16 protein-coding genes and 2 pseudogenes are annotated in these 16,602 nt (G+C 58.6%); 6 read left to right on the top strand and 12 right to left on the bottom strand.

Annotated features, from left to right (window positions below; translation table 11 throughout):
- Positions 1-5 precede the first annotated feature (5 nt).
- The 5 genes from ACESLM_RS06950 to ACESLM_RS06970 form a co-directional block, all read right to left on the bottom strand.
- Entirely contained in the window at positions 6-770 is a 765-nt protein-coding gene (locus ACESLM_RS06950) for a sugar phosphate isomerase/epimerase family protein (RefSeq protein ID WP_372630834.1), read from the bottom strand.
- Complete coding sequence (locus ACESLM_RS06955) at positions 767-1,696, bottom strand: aldo/keto reductase (RefSeq protein WP_372630835.1); 930 nt, start codon at positions 1,694-1,696, stop codon at positions 767-769. Before ACESLM_RS06955 ends, ACESLM_RS06950 begins: the two co-directional genes overlap by 4 nt.
- Positions 1,697-2,161: 465 nt before the next feature.
- Positions 2,162-2,425: a hypothetical protein gene (locus ACESLM_RS06960; protein ID WP_372630836.1), complete on the bottom strand. Its 264-nt coding sequence runs from the start codon at positions 2,423-2,425 to the stop codon at positions 2,162-2,164.
- 5 nt (positions 2,426-2,430) lie between these two features.
- Positions 2,431-3,630, bottom strand: coding sequence for a Gfo/Idh/MocA family protein (locus ACESLM_RS06965; RefSeq protein ID WP_372630837.1), 1,200 nt, complete (start codon positions 3,628-3,630; stop codon positions 2,431-2,433).
- 39 nt (positions 3,631-3,669) lie between these two features.
- The gene (locus tag ACESLM_RS06970; RefSeq protein ID WP_372630838.1) at positions 3,670-5,379 is read right to left on the bottom strand and encodes a DUF4091 domain-containing protein; all 1,710 of its coding nucleotides are present in this window, start codon (positions 5,377-5,379) and stop codon (positions 3,670-3,672) included.
- Between the two features lie 199 nt (positions 5,380-5,578).
- Between ACESLM_RS06970 and ACESLM_RS06975 the strand changes: the two genes are divergently transcribed.
- On the top strand, positions 5,579-6,451 hold the full coding sequence (locus ACESLM_RS06975; RefSeq protein WP_372630839.1) for a helix-turn-helix domain-containing protein: 873 nt from the start codon (positions 5,579-5,581) through the stop codon (positions 6,449-6,451).
- Between the two features lie 50 nt (positions 6,452-6,501).
- On the opposite strand, the gene ACESLM_RS06980 is transcribed toward ACESLM_RS06975, so the two are convergent.
- Together ACESLM_RS06980 and ACESLM_RS06985 are read right to left on the bottom strand one after the other, a co-directional pair.
- Positions 6,502-6,705, bottom strand: a complete 204-nt coding sequence (locus tag ACESLM_RS06980; RefSeq protein ID WP_372630840.1) for a type II toxin-antitoxin system antitoxin — start codon at positions 6,703-6,705, stop codon at positions 6,502-6,504.
- Positions 6,706-6,711: 6 nt separating this feature from the next.
- Complete coding sequence (locus ACESLM_RS06985) at positions 6,712-7,608, bottom strand: SPFH domain-containing protein (RefSeq protein WP_372630841.1); 897 nt, start codon at positions 7,606-7,608, stop codon at positions 6,712-6,714.
- A 163-nt stretch (positions 7,609-7,771) separates the two neighbouring features.
- On the opposite strand from ACESLM_RS06985, the pseudogene ACESLM_RS06990 reads away from it, so the two are divergent.
- Positions 7,772-8,659 (top strand): annotated as a pseudogene (locus tag ACESLM_RS06990) (NAD(P)-dependent oxidoreductase); the annotation flags it as partial.
- Positions 8,660-8,737: 78 nt separating this feature from the next.
- Positions 8,738-9,058, top strand: a pseudogene (locus ACESLM_RS06995) (PilZ domain-containing protein); the annotation flags it as partial.
- Between the two features lie 68 nt (positions 9,059-9,126).
- Here ACESLM_RS06995 and ACESLM_RS07000 read toward each other — a convergent pair.
- The 5 genes from ACESLM_RS07000 to ACESLM_RS07020 all read right to left on the bottom strand — a co-directional run bounded on the left by ACESLM_RS07000 (position 9,127) and on the right by ACESLM_RS07020 (position 14,601).
- Positions 9,127-9,963, bottom strand: a complete 837-nt coding sequence (locus tag ACESLM_RS07000; RefSeq protein WP_372630842.1) for a YitT family protein — start codon at positions 9,961-9,963, stop codon at positions 9,127-9,129.
- A 95-nt stretch (positions 9,964-10,058) separates the two neighbouring features.
- Positions 10,059-10,373 carry a pyrimidine/purine nucleoside phosphorylase gene (gene ppnP, locus ACESLM_RS07005; RefSeq protein ID WP_372630844.1) on the bottom strand — a complete coding sequence of 105 codons (315 nt, stop codon included), beginning with the start codon at positions 10,371-10,373 and terminating at the stop codon, positions 10,059-10,061.
- Positions 10,374-10,399: 26 nt separating this feature from the next.
- Positions 10,400-12,415, bottom strand: coding sequence for a transketolase (gene tkt / locus ACESLM_RS07010; RefSeq protein ID WP_372630845.1), 2,016 nt, complete (start codon positions 12,413-12,415; stop codon positions 10,400-10,402).
- Positions 12,416-12,528: 113 nt separating this feature from the next.
- Positions 12,529-13,428 (bottom strand): formyltetrahydrofolate deformylase, encoded by a 900-nt coding sequence (gene purU, locus ACESLM_RS07015; protein WP_094045164.1) that lies wholly within the window; start codon positions 13,426-13,428, stop codon positions 12,529-12,531.
- Positions 13,429-13,479: 51 nt separating this feature from the next.
- Positions 13,480-14,601 carry a deoxyribonuclease IV gene (locus tag ACESLM_RS07020; protein WP_372630846.1) on the bottom strand — a complete coding sequence of 374 codons (1,122 nt, stop codon included), beginning with the start codon at positions 14,599-14,601 and terminating at the stop codon, positions 13,480-13,482.
- A gap of 136 nt (positions 14,602-14,737) precedes the next feature.
- On the opposite strand from ACESLM_RS07020, the gene ACESLM_RS07025 reads away from it, so the two are divergent.
- From ACESLM_RS07025 to ACESLM_RS07035, 3 genes are all read left to right on the top strand, one after another.
- A complete protein-coding gene (locus tag ACESLM_RS07025) occupies positions 14,738-15,172 on the top strand; it encodes a DUF2621 family protein (protein ID WP_094045160.1) in 435 nt (144 codons plus the stop codon).
- An 83-nt stretch (positions 15,173-15,255) separates the two neighbouring features.
- Positions 15,256-15,669, top strand: coding sequence for a hypothetical protein (locus ACESLM_RS07030; RefSeq protein WP_372630847.1), 414 nt, complete (start codon positions 15,256-15,258; stop codon positions 15,667-15,669).
- A gap of 24 nt (positions 15,670-15,693) precedes the next feature.
- The gene (locus ACESLM_RS07035; RefSeq protein WP_372630848.1) at positions 15,694-16,599 is read left to right on the top strand and encodes a TIGR01777 family oxidoreductase; all 906 of its coding nucleotides are present in this window, start codon (positions 15,694-15,696) and stop codon (positions 16,597-16,599) included.
- Positions 16,600-16,602 lie beyond the last annotated feature (3 nt).

The raw sequence follows: 16,602 nt of genomic DNA on the forward strand, positions 1-16,602 counted from the left end.
GCCGCTCACCCTTCGATCGACGGCATTTTCTTGGTCAAGTATTCCAAGCTGCTGGCCAGACTGTCGAGCGGGCTGCCCGGACAATAATCCTGCTCGACGGCGTACCATTCGACGCCGTTTGCCTCTCCCCAGCGGACGATCGGGGCGAAGTCAATGACGCCGCTGCCGATTTCCGCGAAGTAACGCCTGTCGTCCCCCGTCATGTCCTTGAGGTGAAGGATCGGCATGCGGCCCGCGTATTTGCTTATATATTCGAGCGGGTCCAAGTCCGCCTTCTTGACCCAGTAAGTATCGATCTCCGCGTAGATCGGGCGTTCGGCGTCCGGTTCCAGCACGTAGTCCAGAGCGTACTTCCCGTCTATCCCGGTATGGAATTCGAAATCGTGATTATGGTAGCCGACCCGGAAGCCGAGCGGCGAAACCTTGGCCGAGACGGCGAGCAAATCGCTTCGCACGGAGCGGTAGCCCGCTTCGTTCTGCAGCCTTTCCGGCAGCGAATGGCAGATGACGTCCTTCGTGTCGAACAGCCGACCTTCTTCCAGAACGGCTTCCAGATCATTCTTCATTCGTTCCAGCCCGACATGCATGCCCGCCGCCTTAAGCCCGAGTTCCCGCATGACCGCCGCGATGTCCTTTGGGTCATTGCCGTGCAGCCCGTCGATCTGAACGGCCGCCCAGCCCATCTCCTTCAGCTCTCTCAGCGTTCCGGGAAAGTCGCGCTTCAGTTCGTTACGCACCGTGAACAGCTGCGCCGCAAGCTTCTCTCTCATTCCGCCAGCTCCTCTCTCTCCAGGTTCAACCAATCCGTTTGCTCCCGGGTCAGCTCGATGTTCATCGCCTGCAACGAATCATTCAGCTCGGATTCGCTGCGCGGACCGATAATGGCACCGGTCGGAAACGGACGGCTCAGCACGAACGACAGGGCGATCTGGTTCGGCGTCACCTGTTTCTCCGCGGCCAGCTTGACCGCTCTGCGATATCGCTCCCAATTGTCTTCGCTGTAGTAGACTCTGACCATCTCCGCATTGGAACGATCCTCGGGCGAGAAGAGACCGGAGAAGAAACCTCCCGCCTGCGCCGACCAGGACAGCAAGGGCAGTCGATTCGCCTTGTGCCAGTCGCTTGTCGCTTCGTCCGCGGACACGCAGCCTTCCCATCGGGGTTCGTTCGCCTTCGCCAAGCTCAGATTGACGCTGTTGAACATAAATCCGCACAAACCATGGGTCGCGGCGTATTCGTTCGCTTCCTTAATTCGCAAATAAGTCCAGTTCGAAGCGCCGATCGCGCGCACTCGCCCGTCTTCGAGCTGCCGATTAAGCTCCTCGACGATCGGGCCTACCGCAACGGAGGGATCGTCCCGATGCAGCGCGTACAGGTCGATGCGGTCGGTGCCGAGCCGTTCCAGGCTTTCCGACAGATCCTTCCGGATCGCTTCCGGCGTAACCCGCGCTCCCGGACTGCCGTCGTCGTGGTGGGCGCCCTTCGTCATAATGACCATCTTGTCGCGGTTCCCCGTCTCCCGCAGCCATTGTCCGACGATCTTCTCGGCCTCCCGGTATTGATGGGCCGTATCGATCGCCGTTCCTCCCGCGGCCGCAAACTGATCCAACATCTCCGTACTGTCCCATTTCCTGATGTCGCCCGTGCCGATCATGAGCCGAGACAGCTTGATCCCGTTCACCTCGATGAACTTCATTCGATTCCCCTCCTGGTGTGATGTGCGTAATTGTGATGCGGCACAGCGTTGCGTATGGTATCGATTCCAGATTCATATTTTTATCGATACCCGTTGAATATGGTATCGATTCCAGAATAAACGCTTTCAAGACTATAACCAGTATTATAGTCTACCGTATTCACGAAAGACAAGAAGAAAATTTCTAATGATGTTCAGGCAATGCGCAGGCCGCCCTCCCCTCTCCGCTGAGAACTGGGTGTCGGGAGATAAGCTCGTACGGCGGCTTTATTGGCCGGGGAACGGGAGGAAGTTGGCGGATTAGCTCGCGTGACGGTTCTATCGACGAGGTCACGGAGGAAGTCGGCGGATTAGCTCGCACGGCGACTCTATCGACGAGGTCACGGAGGAAGTCGGCAAATAAGTACGCCAAAACTCGCCCGGGCTTCACCGCTCGGGCGGGCTTGACGCATACGAGGCGCAATCTCAGCGGAGGAGCCCGAGCGAAATTCCCGAGCCGGTGCCGAGTTTGCGGCCGGATGCCAGGTAGGCCTTGGCACTCCTCTGCAAGGACGTGCCGGCTTCGTAATCGGACGGATCGTCCGACGTCCGGATGAAGATGCGCTGCTCCGCTTCCCGCGTACTAGGGTCCACGTCGTAGACATGGAAGAAGCGCTGGAATTTGACGATGTTGGAATCCGGAGGCCGAATGTCCGCCAGCCCCGGATAGAGCAGCCAGGAATGGCACATGCCTCCTAACGCCTCGTCGTCCACTTGCCGTTCGTAAAGTCCGGAAACGCAACCGGATGCCCGCCCAAGGCGATCGATTCCTCGGACAGCGCGGAGATGCTCATCCATACCGCCATATCGTAGACATCGATCGGAGTCGGCTTGCCGTTTTTCGCGCAATCGAAGAAATCCTCGAACACGAGCCAGTCCATGCCTCCGTGGCCGCCTTTGACGCCGTCCTCGACGAATTTTTTCCAGATCGGGTGGTCGTATTGCTCATAGTAGCTCTCCGCGTTGCCCCACTGGCCCTTCCAATCGAAGTGGCACTCATCGTGCTGCCCGTCTATGAAAATGGATTGATTGTCCTCCATGTACATGCCTCTCGTCCCTCTGACCGTGAAGCCCCGGGAATACGATCTCGGCAGCGTCGTATCGAGCGTAATCGTGATCGTCTCGCCGCGGGCGCAGCGAATGACGGTTGTCACGATATCGCCCTGCGCGAACTCGACGTTCGCCAGAGTATGCTCCCCGCCCTTCTCCCGCTTGATGTAATCCTTCATCCCGCTTGCCTTGGAAGCCACCGATACGAGAGATATCATCCGGTTGCCGCGGTTAATATCCAGCACCCGCGCGATCGGACCGATCTCGTGGGTCGGATAGTTTTCGCAATTGCGATGAATGTACTCGTTCAGCCGGTAGTGCCGATTTTCCTCCCCGCCCGCGATTTCTCCGCGAAGATCGTGATGGTAACCTCCGGCGCAGTGGACGATCTCCCCGAAGACGCCCTGCTTCACCATGTTCAGCACCATCAGCTCTTCTCTTCCGTAACAGCAGTTTTCCATCAGCATAACCGGCGTTTTCGTTCTCTCGTACGTTTCAACCAGCTTCCAGCATTCTTGAACCGAATACGCTCCGCCGACTTCGCTGGCGACGTATTTGCCGGCCTCCATCGCTGCGATGGCGATGTCGAGATGGGCCGCCCAGGAAGCGCCGATCACGACGGCGTCGATGTCGGCCAACGCCAATACGTCCTCGTACCGCGCAACCGCGACAGGACGTTTGCCTCCCGCCTTCTCAACCAAATCCGCAGCCGCTTCCCGTCGATCCTCGTACAGATCGCATACTGCCGCGACCTCGACGTCTTTCGCGTTGCGAACGATCATTTCCAGCAGAGAGGCGCCGCGCGCCCCCAGTCCGATCATACCGATTATCACTTTCTCTTTCATTCTTGCATTCTCCTCCCTGAACTATGACCGAGAAGACGCTTATGCGCCAACCCGCTTGGCAATCCGTTCGTTAATCTCCGCCCGTTTGGCCAGCAGCCAGGACGCCTCCCGAGGATAATTGCGGAACGTGATCTGATCCGGCAATCCCGCGTCGAGCAGTTCCAGCACTTCCTGGCGTCCCGCCAGCGATTCAAGCAGCTCGCAGGCTCTCAGATCCTGCAGCGCTTCGCGGAACACTTCCCAGCGAATCGAATCGATCGGACCTTCCTCTCCGGGGTACACGGCGAACGCGTCGCCGGAAGGGAACGCGCCTCCTGCGTCCGTCACCCGGTACGGATCGATCGCTTCCCGGGAATGCTGCGTATGCCAAAAGTTAAAGCCCCACTGCAAGAAACCCTTGATGCCGTACTTGTAGAGCTGATAACCCAAAATCCGATTGCGCGCCGACGGCATGTTGAAGAAACGGTTAGACACGTCGACCGATTGCCCGCAGCAATAATACGTCCACAGCCCTGGAACCCCGTTCTCCAGAAACTTGTCAATGTGATCGTTGGCCGGAATCGGAACCGGCACGAGGCCTTGCTCGTAGAAGCCGTAATCCGACAATGCTTCGATAAAAGGATACGCCCCCAGGTGCTCCTTCAGAATGGCGCTCGCTCTCCGATAATCTTCAAGCTGCTCCAGGTTCGGCTCGTCGGAGACGTGGAAGTAGCTTCTGTCCTCCAGCTTATGCTCGCGAATGAAGCCGTCAAGCGCAGGCAGGAACCGGGACAGGAAGTGGCGGTAGGACTCGCCGGCCGCATCCGTCTCCCAGCCGAAAATCCGCTGCTCCCGTGTCTCTCCGCCTTCGGTAACCGTCGCCACGATCTTGGGCGCGTGCTTCGCTCCCCACTGGGTGAACAGATGGGAGAATTCCAGATAGCGAATGCCTGCGCGGTCGCACATCTCCACCCATCTGAGCAGCTTGCCGAATCCGAAGCGGTATTCCCCCTCAGGCGTCCGCTCGACGTCGATGAGCTGGACGGTCGGCCGCTCCCCTCCGATCTCCGTATCCAGAGGAGGCGTAAACAGCGGCGTGAGCAGCATGTTCATGCCGTGCCGAACCGCGTTTTCCACGTAGCGCTCGATCAGTTCCCAATGCTTCTCTCCGAAAATTTCCGTTTTATAGTAGACGGCCAAGCAATCGCAGTGCATCCACTCTGTATGAATAAGTCTTTGCTCAGGCAGTTCGGCAGGGAGAACGTTCAATACGAATCGCTCGCTGCCCAGAGACGTTCCGGCTTCGTCCTCGAACCGGATGTCCAGCCCAAACGTACGAACGTCCCCGGAATCGGAACAACCTGCCGCCGCTTCCCATGCCGCTCTTGTCGGCAGCTCGACCGTAACCCACAGCGCTCTCCACTGCCCCGGATAGGCGCGCAAGCCGGCCTCGGGAAGCGGATACAGCGGATCCGGATACAAGCCCGGCGTCTTTCTCAGCACATAATCGTCCGAATACGCGAACGTTGGCAGCTCGGAAGGGGACAAGCCGACGGAACGCACGATCGTCCACGGCGCGAGTTCGGACGATACGACGACGCGCAGCGGATAGAGGGAGCTGGCGGAACGATAGGCGACCTGAAAAGCATACGTCTCCGACCATAGCGCCGTCCCGCGATTGCGGGGCGCTTCCGACAAAGCCTCGTCGGCGAACACTTTCGCCAGCGAGCTGATACAGCGTGTTTGAAACTGCGGTTGATGATCTGTCATTCCCATCAAGGCTCCTTCGTGGATCACATATTGAAGATGGCTCTATCTTATCAAGCGGGTATACCGGCGACAATCTGAACATATTCCACTTTTCTATAACGATATTGACCTCAATGGTAGGAATCGAAAATGAAATATCCCTTATATTTCGGTTCATATAGTATAATGAATAAAAAAATGTTATCCGGGAGAATTCATCATGCTGCAGCCGGGATCATTCGCCTTTCGCCCTTCCGAAGCTTTGCCTTATATGACGCTCGACTCGCTCGGCTGGACGACGGACGCCGAAGCCGGCTACGGCAACGATTGTCGGGTCCGCAGCGACAAGGGGCACGTGATATTCCAATACACGTTAAGCGGGGAGGGCCGCGTCGATACGAACGGACAGACCTGGGAAGTTCCGGTCGGGAGCGGCTTTCTCGTCCGGGTGCCGAGCGAGCAGCGGTACTACTACCCGCCGGACGGCACGCAGCCCTGGGCCTTCATCTGGCTGAACGCCTGCGGGGAAGACGTGCTTCGCATGTGGGACAGAATCGTCGAGAAGCAGGGGCCGGTCGTCCGGCTGTCGGCCGAATCCCAGCCGCTCGCGCTTTTCTGGGAGATGTACCGCGCCGTATCCGTCGATCGATTGTCGGATCCGGCGGAGCTTTCCGTTCTGCTGTACAGGTGGCTGCTCTCCCTTCTTCGCCCGGACGCGAATTACGCCGCCAAGGAAACGGGCATGCATCCGGCGATCCGCCAGGCGAAAAGATTCATGCGCGACAATTTCGCGCGTCCGCTCTCGCTCGAAGACATCGCGGCGCACTGCGGCGTCTCCCGCTCCTACCTGTGCAGGCTGTTCCAGCGGAAGGAGAACGACTCGCCGCTAGCCTATCTTCAGCGAAGAAGAGTCGAAGCCGCGGTGACGATGCTGCGAAGAACCGACGCCAGCATCCAGTCGGTCGGAGCCCGTTGCGGGTTCGACAGCCCAAGCTATTTCGGCAAAATCTTCCGCCACTATTTGAAGCTGACGCCCGGAGAATTCCGGCGACTCACGATCGAGCACCCTTACGATACCGTCTATTTGGATTAACAAAAGAGGAGCCCGCTTGCCATCCCCGATGGATGCAAGCAGGCTCCGATTTATTGGTCCGTATTGTCCGGAGAAGAGTCCGGCGGCGCTTGCCGGTTCCCCGTCGGGAGTCTTCCGGCCCTGCGCAGCGCCTCGCGAAGCAGATACTCGATATGCCCGTTCACGCTGCGAAACTCCTCCTCCGCCCACCTCTCCACCGCGCGGTGAATTTCGGCGTCCAGCCGCAGCGGGAACGCCTTCTTTTCCCTCGCCATCGCACGTTACCCGTACATCGTACCCGTGTTGATCACGGGCGTCGCCGCCCGGTCGGATACGATCGTGACCATTAGATTGTTGATCATTGCTGCGCGACGTTCCCCGTCCAGCTCGATTCCGTTGTCCTTCAGCTGCTGGAGCGCGGATTCCACCATCGTCACGGCCCCTTCCACGATCTTCTGTCTCGCCGCGATAATCGCGATCGCCTGCTGCCGCTGCAGCATCGCGCTGGCAATCTCGGGCGCGTACGCCAGATGGGTAAGCCGCGTCTCGAGCACCTGGACGCCCGCAAGGGAAAGCCGGGTTTGCAGCTCGCGCGTCAACTCCTGCGATACCTCGTCCGCGTTCCCTCTAAGCGAAGTCTTCTGCTCGTCGTTGAACGTGTCGTAGGCGTAATGAGCCGCGATATGGCGGATCGCCGTCTCGCTCTGCACTTCCACGAACTTGCTGTAGTTGTCGACGTCGAATACCGCCTTCGCCGTATCGACGACCTTGAACACGACGACGCAGCCGATCTCGATCGGATTGCCTTCCGCGTCGTTCACCTTCAGCGTCTGGCTGTTGAAGTTTCGCACCTTCAGCGATACTTTCGTCTTGCCCGTAAAAGGGATGACCAGCCATAGGCCGCTCTCCGTAATCGTCCCCTTGTACCGTCCGAAAAACGTAATGATTTTCGCCTGATTGGGCTGCACGATCGTCAGCGAGGTCAGCAAAACGATGAACACGAGTATCAGCGCAATTCCCCCGACAATGAACCAGCCGTTTACTTCAGGCTCAACGCCCGGGAAGCCGCTCGTCTCCGAGCCGGCATTGACGAACAGAACCACGCTTCCGACAATAGATGCCAACGCCAGCAGCAGCGCCAGAAATCCGTTCACATGCCAAGCTTTCGTTGTCGTCATAGGGTCACCTCTCCACATCTAATATTTATTTGATATTTATATGATATCACTTATGGAATTCAATTTCCACCCTCGCGAAAAGAATTTTGGCGAATTGCAGTCGAACTCTTCCGCTAACGGCGAAAGAACGGGATAATAGAGACATACATCGAACAAGGAGACGATTCAGATGAAATCGATCGGATTTATCGGCCTCGGCACGATGGGAGAGCCGATGGCCGCCAATCTGCTGCGCAAAGATTATCCCGTCCTCATCTACAACCGCACTCCGGGCAAAGCCGACCGCCTGGTTGAACTCGGAGCCGACGTCGCCGCTACTCCCGTCGAGATTGCCAAGCGCGTCGACGTCGTCATCACGATGATCAGCAACGATCAGGCGATCGAAGAAGTGTACTTCGGAGACAACGGGCTGTTTCAAGCGTTGAAGCCCGGCACGGCAATCATCGACAGCAGCACGATCTCTCCGGCGCTTGCCAGGCGGCTCGCCTCCGAAGCCGCGAACCGGTTCAGCGATTTCATCGACGCGCCGGTCACCGGCAGCAAGCCGGCCGCCATCGAAGGCACGCTGCTCTTCATGGCGGGAGGAGACCGGAAGACGGTTGCCGAGCATGAGGAGCTGCTGCTGGCCATGGGGCGGGAAGTAATCTATATGGGACCGAGCGGCAGCGGCGCGAACGCCAAGCTCGCCCATAACACGATCGTCGGCATCAACGCCGCGGGCTTGATCGAAGGCATGGCGATCGCCGCCAAGAGCGGCATCGACGCATCCGCTTTCCTCCGCGTCGTGCAAGGAGGCGGAGCGGCCAGCAAACAAGCGGATCTGAAAGGAAGGAAAATCATCGAGGAGGACTACAGCGTACAGTTCTCGCTGGAGCTCATGCTGAAGGACTTGAAGCTGTCGTCGGTTCTAACCGACACGCTCGGCGTCTCGACCCCGATGCTCGAGTCCGCCAAGAGCCTGTTCCAGCTCGGACAAGCCGCCGGATACGGCGAGCTCGATCTTGCGGCTCTTGCGCGCGTGTACGAGAGCTGGATCGGCCGGAAGATCGGCGAACCTTCCGCGGCGGCTCTCGAAGCCGCGCTTCCGGCGGATGCTCCGACCCAATCGGAAGGATCGGACCGCCGCAAGAAAACGCGGGTTCCGCTGGACATTCCGCTTATGATGTCCGTCTATCAATGGGAAGGCGACGGAGGCTTCCGCGGTCAATCCGTTCGCGGCCGCCTGCTCGACCTGTCGGAGGACGGCCTCCAGATCGAATCGGAATTTCCGCTGGAGAACGATATGTTTATCGTCATCCATTTCCTGCAGGAATCGCAGCTTCCGCCGATGACCGCTCGGATCATTCGAATCGAACGCAAGAAAGGCGCCTTCAAGTACGGCTGCCTTCTGTCGGGCCTGCCGCTGTATCAGCGCCTTCAGCTTCAAGATTATATCGCCGGTCAAGGCTGACCGGCTTGTTCTCCCGCGGCAGGGCCGACATACGGTTGTCGGCCCTGCCGCGCTTCCCCCGATGGGAATTATTTGGACAATTCGATAAACCCTTCCCCGAACACGTCGCGTACGTCGTGAATGGTGATGAACGCGTTCTTGTCGATCGCCTTCACGATGCGCTTGAGCATGCTCAGCTCCTGCTTGCTGATGACGATGTACAAAATCTGCTTCTCGGCCTTCGTATAGTATCCGTGGCCGTGCAGCACCGTCACTCCCCGATCCATCAGCGTATTGACCTGGTCGGCGATCTTCGCATGCTCCGTAGAAATGATCGTGACCGCCTTCTTCGGATTAAGCCCTTCGATGATGAAATCCATCACCTTCGTCGCGATGTACAGCATGACGACCGTCAGCATGACCGCCTGGGCTCCGATAATGAAGTACGATCCGAACACGACGAGCAGGTCGAAGAACAGCAGCGCATAGCTGACGTTCCAATCGAGGTACTTGTGCGCGATCCGCGCCAGAATGACCGAGCCGGCCGTCGTTCCGCCCGCCCGGACGATAATGCCGATGCCCGCTCCGCCGATCACCCCTCCGAAAATCGCGTTCACGACGATCTCGTGGGACTCGATGCGCATACCTTCCGTCAAATACAGAAACAGGGACAGCAGCAGCACGGTAATTACCGTATACGCCACGGTCGTTCGGTCGAGGAATTTATACCCGACAATAAGCAGGAACGAATTCAGAATCAGGCTAACGAGGCCTGGCGACCACCCGTACAAATAATAGAGGATGATCGTGACCCCGGTTACGCCGCCTTCGCCGAACTCGTTCGGGATCGCGAACAGATTGATCGAGAGCGCGAACAGAAGCGCCCCCGCCGCGAGCATGACGAAATCCAACAGCCTCTTTTTCATCATTAAAGCCTCCACACCCGAATCCGGCGCTCACGCAAAACAACCACCGCCGCTTGCTTCGGCGGCAGTGGTTGTCCGGCGTTAACGGAATTCGCTCAGTCGAGATACGAGCAAATGTAATCCGTTACCGTCTTGACCTTGAGCTTAAAGCTGGAGTTGGCCGGCACTTCGAACTTCGTCGGCTCGGAGATGTCCAGCCATTCGTCGCTGCCCGGAAGCAGCACGGAAAGCTCTCCCGCTTGAATATCCATGATTTCCTTCTGCGCCGTGCCGAATTCGTATTCGCCCGGGAGCATGATGCCCAGAGTGACCCTGGTTCCGTCCTCGAACAGAACCGCCCGGCTCGTGACCTTGCCTTCGAAATACACGTTGGCTTTCTTGACTACGGATACGTTGTTGAACTGCGACATCGTTTCTCTCCAGCTCCCTTGTCTGTTTATACCAATTTCTTGAACTCGGCAACGACGTTGTCGACCGTAAATCCGTACTCTTTAATGACGCGGTCTCCCGGCGCGGAAGCTCCGAACGTAGAGATGCCCAGCACCGCTCCGTTATCGCCGACGTAACGCTCCCATCCGAACGGATGCGCCATCTCGATCGCCAGACGGGCTTTGATCGCCTTCGGCAGCACGCTTTCCTTGTAGCTCGCGTCCTGCTTCTCGAACAGATCGAAGCTCGGCAGGCTCACGACGCGAACGTGGATGCCCTGCTCGGCCAGCGCTTTCTGGGAAGCGACCGCCAGCTGCACCTCGGAGCCCGTCGCGATCAGAATGCCTTGAGGCTGGCCGTTCGCCGCTTCGGAGATCACGTAGCCGCCCTTGGCGATATTGTCGCGGGCGGAAGCTGCCGTGCCTTCGAGGATCGGCAGGTTTTGGCGAGTTAGTACGAGCGCGACCGGATTGTCGCGGTTCTGCAGCGCGTATGCCCATGCCGCGGAAGTCTCGTTCCCGTCGGCCGGACGGATAACCGTCAAGTTCGGAATGATGCGGATCGAAGCAAGCTGCTCGATCGGCTCGTGCGTCGGACCGTCTTCGCCGACCGCGATGCTGTCGTGCGTCAGAACATATATGACCGGCAAGCCCATCAGAGCCGCCAGACGAACGGCCGGACGCAGGTAATCGGTGAACACGAAGAACGTGCCGCCGAACACTTTCAAGCCCCCGTGCAGCATAATTCCGTTCATCGCCGCGGCCATCGCGAATTCGCGAATGCCGAAGTAGATGTTGCGGCCGTCGTAGCTGCCCGGCTTATAGACGGACAGTCCCTTCATATGCGTCATTGTCGAGCTTTCCAGGTCGGCGGAGCCGCCTACGAGATAAGGCACGTTCTTGGCCAGGCCGTTGATCGCGTTGCCGGAAGCGACGCGCGTAGACAGCGGCTTGTCCTCCGTGGAATACGCCGGCAGATCCGCGTCCCAGCCTTCCGGGAGCGTGCCGGACAACGCCTGCTCGAATTGTGCAGCAAGCTCGGGATGAGCGGCTTTGTACTTGGCGAATTGAGCTTCCCAAGCCGCATTCGCCTGTTCGCCCGCTTGCTTGATCGCCGCGAAATGAGCGCGTACTTCCTCGGGCACGTGGAATTCCTCGTGAGGCCATTCGTAGAACGACTTCGTCAGCTTCGCTTCGTCCGTTCCGAGCGGGGAACCGTGCGGACCTGCATGACCGCCCTTGCCTCCCTTGTTCGGGGAGCCGTAGCCGATGACCGTCTTCACTTCGATCAGCGTCGGCTTGCCCAGCTCCGCTTGCGCGACTTCGATCGCCTTGCTCAGCGCGTCGAGATCGTTGCCGTCCTCTACGCGAAGATATTGCCAGCCGTACGCTTCGAAGCGCTGGCCGACGTTCTCGGAGAACGACAGGCTAAGCTCGCCGTCGAGCGAAATATCGTTGGAATCGTACAGGACGACCAGCTTGCCCAGCTTCAGATGGCCGGCCATCGAAGCGGCTTCCGATGCGACGCCCTCGGACAAATCGCCGTCTCCGCAGATGGAGTATGTAAAGTGATTAATAACCTCGAAGCCGTCGCGGTTATACGTAGCGGACAGCTGCGCTTCCGCCATCGCCATGCCGACAGCCATCGCGATGCCTTGGCCCAACGGGCCTGTCGTCGCGTCTACACCGGCCGTATGGCCGAATTCGGGATGCCCCGGAGTCAGGGAGCCCCATTGACGGAAGTTCTTCAACTCTTCGATCGGAAGATCGTACCCGCTCAAGTGCAGCAGGGAGTAGAGCAGCATCGAGCCATGGCCCGCGGACAGAACGAAACGGTCGCGGTCGATCCATTGCGGGTTGGACGGATTGTGCTTCATCGATTTGGCGAACAATTGATACCCCATCGGGGCGGCTCCCATCGGCATGCCCGGGTGGCCGGACTTCGCTTTCTCGATCGCGTCGATGGAAAGCGTGCGGATCGTCGTTACGGATAATTGATCGATCGTTTTCGTGCTGGCTGTCATGAAACAGAGCCCTCCTCTTGTCTATTCGCGTACGCTGCCGGCGATTGCGCCGCAGTCGTACGGTTTGCGCTCGATTGATTGTAACACGCGAATTTCGTTAATGGCACATCGGCTTACACGAACACGACGGTTTTGTTTTGATAGACGAGCAGCCTGTCTTCCACATGCCACTTCACGGCGCGGGCCAGAACGATTCTCTCGATGTGGCGTCCGATCCGCTTTAGCTCGGTGACGTTGTCGCGATGGCTGACGCGCTGGATGTCCTGCTCGATGATCGGGCCTCCGTCCAGCTCTTCCGTTACATAGTGTGCCGTTGCCCCGATCAGCTTAACCCCGCGATTGTAAGCTTGCTGGTAAGGCTTGCCCCCGACGAACGCCGGAAGGAAGGAGTGATGGATGTTAATGATCCGGTTGTGGTACTGCTCGATGAATTTCGGGGACACGATCTGCATGTAGCGGGCGAGCACGATCAGGTCCACCTTGCCGGCGGTCAATTCGCGCTGCTTCTGCTCGGCTTCGGCTTTCGTATCCGGCGTGACCGGCACGTAGTGATACGGAATTCCGAACGATTCTACGATGCCTCTCATGTCCTCGTGGTTGCTGATGACCATGCTGATCTCCGCGTCGAGGTCTCCGGCCTGCCATTGCCAGAGCAGCTCCAGCAAGCAGTGGTCCTCCTTGGAGACGAACACCGCGATTCTCTTGCGGCGTGCCGCGCGGAAGACGCTCCATCTCATCGAGAAGCGGTCGGCGACGCGGGTGAAATCCTCTTGAAGCGAAGGCAGGCGCTGCTCAAGTTCCTGCAGATCGAACTCGATCCGCATGAAGAACATGCCGCCCTCCGGGTCCATCGTATACTGATCCGACTGGACGATATTCGCTCCTTGCTCGTACAGGAACTGGGACACCGCCGCGACGATTCCCGCCTTGTCCGGGCAGGAGATGAGCATGCGGGCCCGCACGCTCTTGTCATCCTGCCGTTTGTTTCCTTGCGTCTGGTAAGTGTGACTCATCGTTCTTCTTCTACCTCTCTTATGGACGCTGCCTGCAGCCAGGCAGGAAAGTTATTGTTGGGACAGCCACTCTTCGCCCGCCAAGTAAGCGAGCAAGCGATGGTTTACTGCTTCTTCGCTGTAATCTTCGGGGAACACGCGATTTTCCAGCAGCATATCGTACAGCCGCTCCATCGGTTCGCGAGGGTCGGCTTTTCTCGCTTTGGCGTCGGACTTCAGCAGTTCCCACGTGCTCAGCACGTACAGGCGGGAATCGATGCCGACTTTATCGAAGAAATGGTGCAGCCGTTCGACGTCGACCATGAACTCGCCTCCGAATCTCTCTTCGGCGTCCCCTCTGAGCATCGCGATCTCCGCTTCGTACATCGGGCGTTCGTTCTTGCCGATCCACGGCGTCTCGAGAATAAAAGGCTTGCCCTTCAAGAGCTCGTGGCCGACAACTCCCGCGATCCCCTCGTATCCGATCCAGCCGGAGCCGATCGGGGCATGACGGTCCTTCGCCGCTCCGAGCGGATTTTTGCTGTCGTTGACGTGCACGACCGCGATCCGGTCAAGGCCGACGATGTCGTCGAATTTGCGCAGCACGCCGTCGATGTCGCCCACGATATCGTAGCCGGCATCGTGAATGTGGCAAGTATCCATGCAGACGGTCAAACGCTCGTTCAGCCGGACGCGCTCGATGATCTGCGCCAGCTCCTCGAAGGAGCGGCCGATCTCGGTGCCTTTGCCTGCCATCGTCTCGAGCGCGATGTTCACGTCCGTCTCCTTGGTCCCTTCCAGCACCTCGTTCAGCCCTTCGGCAATGCGCGCGATGCCGTATTCGGGGTCCTTCTCCGTATACGCGCCGGGGTGCAGCACGATGTTCTTGACGCCGATGCTGTGCGTCCGGCGAATCTCCTCCTGAAGGAAATCGACCGCCAACCGATAAGTATCTTCCTTATAAGAACCCAGATTCACGATATAAGGCGCATGCACGACGATCTCTCCGATGCCGGCTTCCGCCATCGCTTCCTTGCCCTGCGGAATGTACAGATCCTCGATCGGCTTCCTTCGAGTGTTCTGCGGCGCGCCCGTATAAATCATGAAAGTGCTCGATCCGTAGGAGGACGCCTCCTTCGTGGCCGTTAGCAAACCCTTGTCCGAGAAAGAAACATGCGATCCGATTTTTAACATTTTCCGGCTCCTCCCGCCATTCGTTCCGTCCCCTTCCGAACGTCCGGGGCTTGTTGTCGCAATTATTTCCCTATTGTATCGCGAACGTCGAAATAAATCTAGGAATGCGGTATAATTTCAAGATGAGGTGATCGTTATGGGTGAGACCCCAACTTGGTTTATTTATTTCATCGCGTTCTGGACGGTCGTGCTCGTCTTGTTCATGAGCATAGGCGGCTTCTTCATGTTCCGCAAATTCCTCAAGGTGCTCCCGCAGAGAGACGGGAAATCCAAGCTCGATTGGCAAAATTATTGGGTGGAACGAAGCCGCGATCTGTGGACTCCCGAGTCCAAGGAAATGCTGCAGACGCTCGTGTCTCCGGTTCCGACTCCATTCCGCGATATTGCAAGCCATTCCATCGCAGCCAAGATCGGGCAGATTGCCGTGGAGAGCGGCGCGTCCGAAGTGACGAAAGAACACTGCATCGAGGGCTACATACGCGCGACTCCGGCTCGCGACCATAAGAGTCTCATCAGCTTCCTGGAGAAGAAACAAATCGACTATTCCGCCTACAGCCACCTGCTGAAATAATCGTATCCGCCGCGAAGGTTCGGAAAAAACCGAAACCTTTGCCGACATTCTTCGTCTAACCTCTTAGGAGGTGCATCAACACGATGAAAAAACGCAACCGAACGACGATGACACTGGGAGCCGCCATGTTGGCTCTGGCGTTGATTGGGACAGCTTGCAGCGGCAACGACAATACGAGTTCCTCTCCGTCCGCCAGCCCCTCCGCCTCGGCCAGTCCGTCCGCGAGCCCGACGCCCGACTCGGACAATCCGAGCCCGTCCGCTTCTCCGGAACGGATCGAAGCTAAGGGAAAATACGTTGGCCTTCAAGATAGCCACTCCGTTGAAATCGAGACCGAGCAAGGTCCGACGGGATTCCAGGTCACCCCGGAAATCGCCGAGAAAGTCGACTCCTGGGACCCGGACACTCCCGTCAAATTCCAATATATCGTTGAGAAAATAGACGGAGACGCGGGCACGGTCGAGCAGAAAACGATCGTCTCCATCGACAAGGAATAACCGTTACCGAGGAGGGGGCGCGGCATGCGCTTGTTGCTGTGCGGAGGAACCGGGTTTATCGGCAAAGCTTTAACGCACGCCCTGCTGTCGAGAGGGGACGAAGTGTGGATCGTCACGAGGAAGAAGACGGCCGCCGCGCCCTACGACAGCGCGCTTCCCCACCCTCGCTACGTGACATGGGAAGAATGGGACGCCGATCCCGATCGCCTGTCGGGTTTTGACGGCATCGTCAACCTTACCGGGGAAACGATTAATCAGCGTTGGACCGACAAGGCCAAGGAGCGGATCGTCCGCTCCCGGGAGCAGGCCGCGGAACGGATCGCCGAGCACGTGAAGCGCATGCGCTATCCGCCGGAAGTCGTCGTGAACGCTTCCGGAATTTCGCTGTACGGCCACTCCGGCGAACAAGTCTTCGACGAATCGTCCCCCGCTCTGCCCGCCGACTTCCTCGGCGAGACCGTCGTCCGCTGGGAAGCGGCAGCGGATCTGATTCCCGCGAAGCGGCTCGTCAAGCTGCGCATCGGGCTCGTCTGCGCCCGGGAAGGCGGGGCTTTCCCGCTGATCCGGCTGCCGTACCGGCTGTTCGGAGGGGGACGCATAGGCGACGGCAAGCAAGGTCTGCCTTGGATTCATCTGCAGGACATGGTCTCCCTGATCTTGTTCTGCCTGGATAACAAGTCGATCGAAGGTCCCGTGAACGCGGTCGCTCCCGACCCGGTATCCAACGACGAATTCGGCAGGGCGCTCGGCAAAGCCATGAAGCGTCCGCACTGGTTCCCGGTTCCGGGCTTCCTGCTGCGCGGCGCCCTCGGCGAGATGAGCACGCTCGTGCTGACCGGGCAGAAGGCGATGCCCCGCAAGCTGCTCGATCACGGATTCAAGTTCGCCTTCCCTAAACTCGAAGAGGCCCTGCGGGACTTGTCCCGCTAGGGC

Origin of the sequence: Cohnella sp. (assembly GCF_041641335.1) — a bacterium.
Taxonomy (GTDB): domain Bacteria; phylum Bacillota; class Bacilli; order Paenibacillales; family Paenibacillaceae; genus Cohnella.

Bases quoted from the DNA above. Each gene is read 5' to 3' on its own strand.
- ACESLM_RS06950 (WP_372630834.1), bottom strand. From the start codon at position 770: ATGAGAGAGAAGCTTGCGGCGCAGCTGTTCACGGTGCGTAACGAACTG.
- ACESLM_RS06955 (WP_372630835.1), bottom strand. From the start codon at position 1,696: ATGAAGTTCATCGAGGTGAACGGGATCAAGCTGTCTCGGCTCATGATC.
- ACESLM_RS06960 (WP_372630836.1), bottom strand. From the start codon at position 2,425: ATGTGCCATTCCTGGCTGCTCTATCCGGGGCTGGCGGACATTCGGCCT.
- ACESLM_RS06965 (WP_372630837.1), bottom strand. From the start codon at position 3,630: ATGAAAGAGAAAGTGATAATCGGTATGATCGGACTGGGGGCGCGCGGC.
- ACESLM_RS06970 (WP_372630838.1), bottom strand. From the start codon at position 5,379: ATGACAGATCATCAACCGCAGTTTCAAACACGCTGTATCAGCTCGCTG.
- ACESLM_RS06975 (WP_372630839.1), top strand. From the start codon at position 5,579: ATGCTGCAGCCGGGATCATTCGCCTTTCGCCCTTCCGAAGCTTTGCCT.
- ACESLM_RS06980 (WP_372630840.1), bottom strand. From the start codon at position 6,705: ATGGCGAGGGAAAAGAAGGCGTTCCCGCTGCGGCTGGACGCCGAAATT.
- ACESLM_RS06985 (WP_372630841.1), bottom strand. From the start codon at position 7,608: ATGACGACAACGAAAGCTTGGCATGTGAACGGATTTCTGGCGCTGCTG.
- ACESLM_RS07000 (WP_372630842.1), bottom strand. From the start codon at position 9,963: ATGAAAAAGAGGCTGTTGGATTTCGTCATGCTCGCGGCGGGGGCGCTT.
- ppnP (WP_372630844.1), bottom strand. From the start codon at position 10,373: ATGTCGCAGTTCAACAACGTATCCGTAGTCAAGAAAGCCAACGTGTAT.
- tkt (WP_372630845.1), bottom strand. From the start codon at position 12,415: ATGACAGCCAGCACGAAAACGATCGATCAATTATCCGTAACGACGATC.
- purU (WP_094045164.1), bottom strand. From the start codon at position 13,428: ATGAGTCACACTTACCAGACGCAAGGAAACAAACGGCAGGATGACAAG.
- ACESLM_RS07020 (WP_372630846.1), bottom strand. From the start codon at position 14,601: ATGTTAAAAATCGGATCGCATGTTTCTTTCTCGGACAAGGGTTTGCTA.
- ACESLM_RS07025 (WP_094045160.1), top strand. From the start codon at position 14,738: ATGGGTGAGACCCCAACTTGGTTTATTTATTTCATCGCGTTCTGGACG.
- ACESLM_RS07030 (WP_372630847.1), top strand. From the start codon at position 15,256: ATGAAAAAACGCAACCGAACGACGATGACACTGGGAGCCGCCATGTTG.
- ACESLM_RS07035 (WP_372630848.1), top strand. From the start codon at position 15,694: ATGCGCTTGTTGCTGTGCGGAGGAACCGGGTTTATCGGCAAAGCTTTA.